Source organism: Stenotrophomonas sp. GD03777 (assembly GCF_029842485.1).
Taxonomy (GTDB): Bacteria; Pseudomonadota; Gammaproteobacteria; order Xanthomonadales; family Xanthomonadaceae; genus Stenotrophomonas; species Stenotrophomonas sepilia.
The window spans coordinates 24,654-31,007 of record NZ_JAOCGL010000045.1 but is presented as its reverse complement, the minus strand read 5'-3'; the positions used below and the strand labels follow the sequence as shown (position 1 = coordinate 31,007).

Genomic DNA, 6,354 nt, shown 5'->3' with positions numbered 1-6,354 from the left:
TCAGGCTGCGAACAGGCCGCCAGCAGCAGAGCGGGAATCAGGTAGGCCATCCGGCGCATACGCGCACTCCATCGAAACAGGAAGCCCGATGGTAGCGCCGCCACAGTGACGGCAACAAAAAGGGGACGGAGGGGATTAAGTCGTTAGTGGCACAAACGACTTAATCCCCTCCGTCCCCTTTTTCTGATCAGGCCTTCAGCAGTTCGAACTGCACGGCTTCGCCGGCGGCCGACGAGGCGCAGACCCACAGGTCGAACTGGCCCGGCTCGGCACGCAGCACGCCATCGCGGCCGGTGAACGCCAACTGCTCGCGGGTCAGGGTGAACACCACGTCGGCGGACTCCCCCGGCTGCAGCGCCACCTTGCGGAAGTCCTTCAGCTCACGCACCGGACGTACGCGGCTGGCCACGCGGTCGTGGATGTACAACTGCACCACTTCCTCCCCGGCCACATCACCGCTGTTGGTCAGCGTGGTGGTGATGGTCAGGGTGTCGTCCCAGCCAAGCTGCACAGCACTCAGCTGCGGCACGCCGTAGGCGAAGGTGGTGTAGCCGATGCCGTGGCCGAACGGGTACAGCGGCTCGTTCGGAATCTCGCGCCAGCGGGCCTTGAACTCCGACATGGTCGGCAGCTCCGGACGGCCGGTGCGCGGGTGGTTGTAGAAGTACGGCTGCTGGCCGGACACCTGCGGGAAGCTGACCGGCAGGCGGCCGGACGGGCTGTAGTCACCGAACAGCACATCAGCCACGGCATGGCCGGTCTGCGTACCCAGGTACCAGGTCACCGCCACGGCCTGCGCATTGCGCACCGCGCCCTGCAGCGCCAGCGCGCGGCCATTGCGCAGCAGCACCACCAGCGGCTTGCCGGTCATCGCCACGGCCTCGGCCAGTGCCTGCTGTGCCGGCGGCAGGGTGATCTCCACGCGCGATTGCGCTTCACCGCTGTAACGCTGCGGTTCGCCCAGCGCCAGCACCACCACATCGGCGCGCAGCGCGGCAGCCACCGCCGCTTCGGTACCGCCCGGAATGGCCGCTTCCAGTTCGCAGCCCGGCACGATTTCCAGCAGCGCTTCGTCGCCGATGGCGGCACGCACGCCGGTTTCCAGGTCGACGTAACGCTGCTTGTCGCCGAACAGCGTCCAGCAGCCTTCGATGTTCTCGCGGTCCTGCACGAACGGGCCGATCAGCGCGATCTTCTGCCCGGTCTTCTGCAGCGGCAGCACGTTGTCGCGGTTGTTCAGCAGCACGATCGAACGGCGCGCGGCATCGCGCGACAGTTCATCATGCGCAGCGATATGCGAGGTATCCGCTTCGCGCGCCGGGTCCAGCGAACGGTACGGGTCGTCGAACAGGCCGATGGTTTCCTTCAGCCACAGGATGCGGCGCACGCCTTCATCCAGCACCGCCATCGGCACTTCGCCGCTCTCGACCAGGCCCGGCAGGTGCTCGGCGTAGAAGCCGCTCTGCATGCTCAGGTCCAGGCCGGCGGTGAACGCCTTGGCGGTGGCATCGCGGTCGTCGGCGGCATAGCCGTGGGCGACCAGCTCCATGTCGGCGGTGTAGTCGGAGATCACCACGCCCGGGAACTTCCATTCGCCGCGCAGGATGTCGGTCAGCAGTTCAGCGTTGGCACTGGCCGGCACGCCGTTGATGTCATTGAACGAGGACATCACGGTGATCGCGCCGGCCTCGAAGGCGGCCTTGAACGGCGGCAGATGCACATCGCGCAGGGTCTGCGGCGAGATGTCCACCATGTTGTATTCCATGCCGGCCATCACCGCGCCGTAGGCGGCGAAGTGCTTCGGCGTGGCCAGCAGCGAATCGGCGGCGCGCAGGTCGCTGCCCTGGAAGCCACGCACGCGGGCGGCGGCGAACGCACAACCCAGCACCACGTCCTCACCGGCACCTTCGGCACCCCGGCCCCAGCGCTGGTCGCGGGCGATGTCCACGGCCGGGGCATAGGTCCAGTGCAGGCCGGCAGCGGTGGCTTCGATGGCGGTGGCGCGCGCGGTGCGCTCGGCCAGGTCCGGCTCGAAGCTGGCGGCCTCGCCCAACGGAATCGGGAACACGGTACGCATGCCGTGGATGACGTCGGCGGCCAGGATCACCGGGATGCCCAGGCGGCTCTCCTCGGTGGCGACCTGCTGGATGCGGCGGCCCAGCTCGGCGCCCACGCCATTGAACAGCGAGCCGACCTTGCCCTCGCGCACCTGCTGCAGCACCTGGTCGGCATTGCGCACGTTGGCTTCCGGGTTCACGTCCGGGGCGAACGGGCGGACCATGTCCGCGAAGACACCCAGCTGGCCGACCTTTTCCTCGACGGTCATCTGGGCAATGAGGGATTCGATGCGATCGGAGGCCACCGGCAGTCCTTGATGAAAACGTTTACAAGCCCGGCATTCTAGCGATCCCGAGCCATTTGGCGAGAGGTTTCTTCGTTCAGTTTCAGCCAACAGCGGGGCCCGTATGGTCCCACCGGGAGCACCGCAGCTTACTCCGAGCCGGCCATCTGGCGCTGCCCGGCCATCAACATGGCATCGCTGGAGGCCTGGAACACCCGCAAGCCGAACGCCGGCAGAATCGCCAGCAGGTGGTCGAAGATGTCCGACTGCACGGCCTCGTACTCGCTCCAGGCGGTGCTGCGGGTGAAGCAGTACAGCTCCAGCGGCAGGCCTTCGGTGGTGGGCTGCAGCTGCCGCACCAGCAGGGTCATGTCGGTATGGATGCCCGGGTGGCTGCGCAGGTAGCGCTCCACGTAGGCGCGGAAGGTGCCCAGGTTGGTCACGCGGCGGCTGTTGACCTCAGCCACGCCCTGCTCGCGCAGGCGCCCGTTCCACTGCCCCAGCTCCTGTTCCTTCTCACGCAGGTAGTCGCGCAGCAGCGCGAATTCGCCGAGGAAGGCCAGGTCGCCGTCGTCGAGGAAGCCGACGCTGTGCTGGTCCAGGTACAGCGCGCGCTTGATCCGGCGGCCACCGGCCTCCTGCATGCCGCGCCAGTTCTTGAACGACTCGGTCACCAGCTTCTTGGTCGGGATGGTGGTGATGGTCTTGTCGAAGTTCTGCACGGTGATGGTGTGCAGGGCGATGTCGATGACGTCACCGTCGGCGTTCTGGCTGGGCATCTCGATCCAGTCGCCGATGCGCACGCGGCCATCGCCACTGATCTGCACGCTGGCCACCAGTGACAGGATGGTGTCCTGGAAGATCAGCATCAGCACCGCGGTGGCGGCGCCAAGGCCGGTCACCAGCGGGCCCAGCTTCACCCCAAGCAGGGTGGCGACGATGGACAGGCCGGCGGCCACGAACACCACGATCTTGACCACCTGCAGGTAGCCCTTGATCGGCTTGTTGCGCGCATCGGGCTTGCGCTCGTACAGGCTGTTGGCCGCGTCCAGCGCATGCGAGAACGCCATCGACACCGTCAGTACGGCCCACACGATGCACAGCTTGATGATGACGTTGACCAGGCTGGGCGGCAGGTCGGGGATGAGGGTGATGCCCGAGGCGATCACCTGGCTGGGCACCACGTTGGACAGGCGCGAAATCACCCGCATCAAGTGGCTGCCGCGGCCGGACTCGGCACCTGGCAGGCGCTGCAACAGGCGCCGCAGGCCACGCAGCAGGATGCGCTTGGTCACCCAATTGGCCAGGCCGGCGGCGATCAGCAGCGCCGAGATCATCAACGCCAGGTAGGCGCCGGGATAGGGTTCCAGTGTGTTCTGCAGCCGTTCCAGCCACTGTACCGCCACCACCGCATCCACCATCCGTTGTCTCCTTGCTTTGTCGTTGTTGTTGGGGTTGCCGGCCGGCGGCCGGATTTACCGGATCAGTCCCGCGAGCGTTCGATGATCACGCCCACCGCGCGAGCGCCGCGCACCGCGCCCGGCTTGCTCAGCTTCAGGCGCAGCCACTTCACGTCGAATTCGTCCAGCACGATCTGCGCGCAGCGCTCGGCCAGCGTCTCGACCAGGCCGAACTCCGACTCGCGCACGAACTGCTCCAGGCGCTTGCTCACCGCCTTGTAGTTCAGGGTGTGGGCGATGTCGTCGGTGGCCGCAGGGCGACGGTTGTCGAAGCCCATTTCCAGGTCGAACACCAGGTCCTGGCGGATCCGTCGCTCCCAATCGTAGATACCGATCAGGGCGTCGATCGTCAGCCCCTCGATGAAAACCTTGTCCATTGCGGTTACCAGCGCCAATACAGGCGGCCATGGTAACGGCACGGCGGTGACCCTGCCCGGAACGGGCGGTGAGCGGCCGACAGGGAGACGGCGCCGGGAAAAACAAAGGGCCCCACTAGCAGGGCCCTTTGGTACTACCGTTTGTCCCCGGGGGGAGCTGGAATCCAGCCGCGAGTCCCGGTGGCGCAGGCACGCAGATTAGGCAAGGACCAGATCGCCGGTCAAGGCCAATTCCGACAGGGCAGGTCAGGTATTCGTCCGAGGCAAAACGCAGAAAATCAGCCGCGCGGACAACGACGTTCCCTGATGGTCGCCGCCGCCCACTCTCGCGAACATCGATCCCTCCTTCACCACCGCACATGACGATGGCTCCATACGATGTACTGCGGCGCGCGTTGTCAGCGGAGCGTCTGTCTACTTACGAGAGAATCGCATCGACCTGCAGCCCCGACGTCACAGCCGAATCCCTGTACCTGTGGAACATGCGGATGTGCAGTGCACTGATGATGCCGGTCCATCTGTGCGAAGTGGTCACCCGTAACGCCGCTGCAGCTGTGCTCGCCAGGCAGCATGGCCCGCGTTGGCCCTGGAATGGTGCCTTCCGACGGAGGCTGCCAACCTCATCCAGTACTTCTCCGCGCACGGTACTGGAACAACTTGCCAGCCGCGTAACCGATACACCTGGGATCGTCGCCAACCTGCCGATGGTGTTCTGGCAGCAGCTCTTCACCTGTCGCTTCGACTCCACGCTTTGGATACCCGCACTCAGCAGGGTTCTGCAGCATGCTCCCTCTGCTCATCCCAGTGCCGTCAGGAAAGCCATCCATGCGGATATCGGACGCATCCGCCACCTGCGCAACCGCATCGCCCATCACGAGCCCATCCTCGAGCGCGACATCGGCGCCGATCTGGCCGCGATCGGGCGGCTGATCCATGCGCGCTGCCCGCACACCCTGGGGTGGCTGCAGCGCCATGAGCGGGCGACGACGGTATGGGCGGCGTCGCCGTTGGTAGTGCATCGGTAATGCGTCCGCCGGCCGTGGCCCGACGCTACCGGTTCACACCGCCGGCAGGGTCGCCATGTCCCAGCGCGGGGTCACATCCACCTTCGGCGGGCTGTGCTGGCCAGCCTGCAGCCGCAGCGCGCCAGCGAAGGCGATCATCGCGCCGTTGTCGGTGCACAGTGCAGGCCGCGGGAAGCAGGCGCGGCCGCCGAGGCGCTCGGCCATCTGCTGCAGGCGGGCGCGCAGGCGCTTGTTGGCACCTACACCGCCGGCCACCACGATCACATTGGTCCCGGCCGCTTCCAGCGCGCGCTCGCACTTGATCGACAGGGTCTCGACCACCGCGTCCTCAAAGCCCCGGGCAATGTCGGCGCGGGTCTGCTCGCTCTGGTCGCTGTCGCGCCAGGCCATCAGGACCTGGGTCTTCAGGCCGGAGAAGCTGAAATCCAGCCCCGGGCGGTCGGTCATCGGCCGCGCGAAGCGGTACGCGCCCGGCGTGCCCTGCTCGGCCAGCCTGGCCAGCTGCGGGCCGCCCGGATACGGCAGGCCCATCAGCTTGGCGGTCTTGTCGAAGGCCTCGCCAGCCGCATCGTCCAGGGTTTCGCCCAGCAGGCGGTACTGGCCGATCGCGTCCACCGCCACCAGCTGGGTATGGCCACCGGACACCAGCAGCGCCACGAACGGCGCTTCCGGCGGGTCGTCTTCCATCAGCGGAGCCAGCAGGTGGCCTTCCATATGGTGTACGCCGACGGCCGGAACCTCCAGCGCCCAGGCCAGCGATCGGGCCACGCCGGCGCCGACCAGCAGCGCGCCGACCAGGCCGGGACCGGCCGTATAGGCGACGCCATCGATATCGCCCACGCCCAGGCCGGCGTCGGCCAGGGTCTGGCGTACCAGTGGCAGCAGCTTGCGGACGTGGTCGCGGCTGGCCAGCTCGGGCACCACGCCACCGTATTCGGCGTGCAGGGCGATCTGGCTGTAGACCGCATGGGCGCGCAGGGCCGCGCTGCCGGCCAGGTCGGTGTCATACACCGCCACGCCGGTCTCATCACAGGAAGATTCGATGCCAAGGACTCGCATGCCTGCTATTATGACGCCCCTGCCGCCCCCTCGGGGGACGTGCAGATCTCACTGCTTTCGAACCGCCGGCCCGTATTCAGGGTTGGCCGCTT

At 67.0% G+C, this 6,354-nt stretch carries 5 protein-coding genes; 1 reads left to right on the top strand and 4 read right to left on the bottom strand.

Annotated features, from left to right (window positions below; genetic code table 11):
* Positions 1 to 187: 187 nt before the first annotated feature.
* The 3 genes from N5E02_RS11590 to folB all read right to left on the bottom strand — a co-directional run bounded on the left by N5E02_RS11590 (position 188) and on the right by folB (position 4,178).
* Positions 188 to 2,362: a glycoside hydrolase family 3 N-terminal domain-containing protein gene (locus N5E02_RS11590; protein ID WP_005415018.1), complete on the bottom strand. Its 2,175-nt coding sequence runs from the start codon at positions 2,360 to 2,362 to the stop codon at positions 188 to 190.
* A 128-nt stretch (positions 2,363 to 2,490) separates the two neighbouring features.
* Positions 2,491 to 3,762 carry a mechanosensitive ion channel domain-containing protein gene (locus tag N5E02_RS11585; RefSeq protein ID WP_005415017.1) on the bottom strand — a complete coding sequence of 424 codons (1,272 nt, stop codon included), beginning with the start codon at positions 3,760 to 3,762 and terminating at the stop codon, positions 2,491 to 2,493.
* Positions 3,763 to 3,824: 62 nt separating this feature from the next.
* Positions 3,825 to 4,178, bottom strand: coding sequence for a dihydroneopterin aldolase (gene folB / locus N5E02_RS11580; RefSeq protein ID WP_005415016.1), 354 nt, complete (start codon positions 4,176 to 4,178; stop codon positions 3,825 to 3,827).
* 359 nt (positions 4,179 to 4,537) lie between these two features.
* Here folB and N5E02_RS11575 point away from each other — a divergent pair, with 359 nt between their 5' ends.
* The gene (locus N5E02_RS11575; protein ID WP_065186697.1) at positions 4,538 to 5,203 is read left to right on the top strand and encodes a hypothetical protein; all 666 of its coding nucleotides are present in this window, start codon (positions 4,538 to 4,540) and stop codon (positions 5,201 to 5,203) included.
* Between the two features lie 33 nt (positions 5,204 to 5,236).
* On the opposite strand, the gene tsaD is transcribed toward N5E02_RS11575, so the two are convergent.
* Complete coding sequence (gene tsaD, locus N5E02_RS11570; RefSeq protein WP_021202939.1) at positions 5,237 to 6,262, bottom strand: tRNA (adenosine(37)-N6)-threonylcarbamoyltransferase complex transferase subunit TsaD; 1,026 nt, start codon at positions 6,260 to 6,262, stop codon at positions 5,237 to 5,239.
* Positions 6,263 to 6,354 lie beyond the last annotated feature (92 nt).

Excerpts from the sequence above, each read along its gene's own strand:
- N5E02_RS11585 (WP_005415017.1), bottom strand. The coding sequence starts at position 3,762 with ATGGTGGATGCGGTGGTGGCGGTACAGTGGCTGGAACGGCTGCAGAAC.
- folB (WP_005415016.1), bottom strand. The coding sequence starts at position 4,178 with ATGGACAAGGTTTTCATCGAGGGGCTGACGATCGACGCCCTGATCGGT.
- N5E02_RS11575 (WP_065186697.1), top strand. The coding sequence starts at position 4,538 with ATGACGATGGCTCCATACGATGTACTGCGGCGCGCGTTGTCAGCGGAG.
- tsaD (WP_021202939.1), bottom strand. The coding sequence starts at position 6,262 with ATGCGAGTCCTTGGCATCGAATCTTCCTGTGATGAGACCGGCGTGGCG.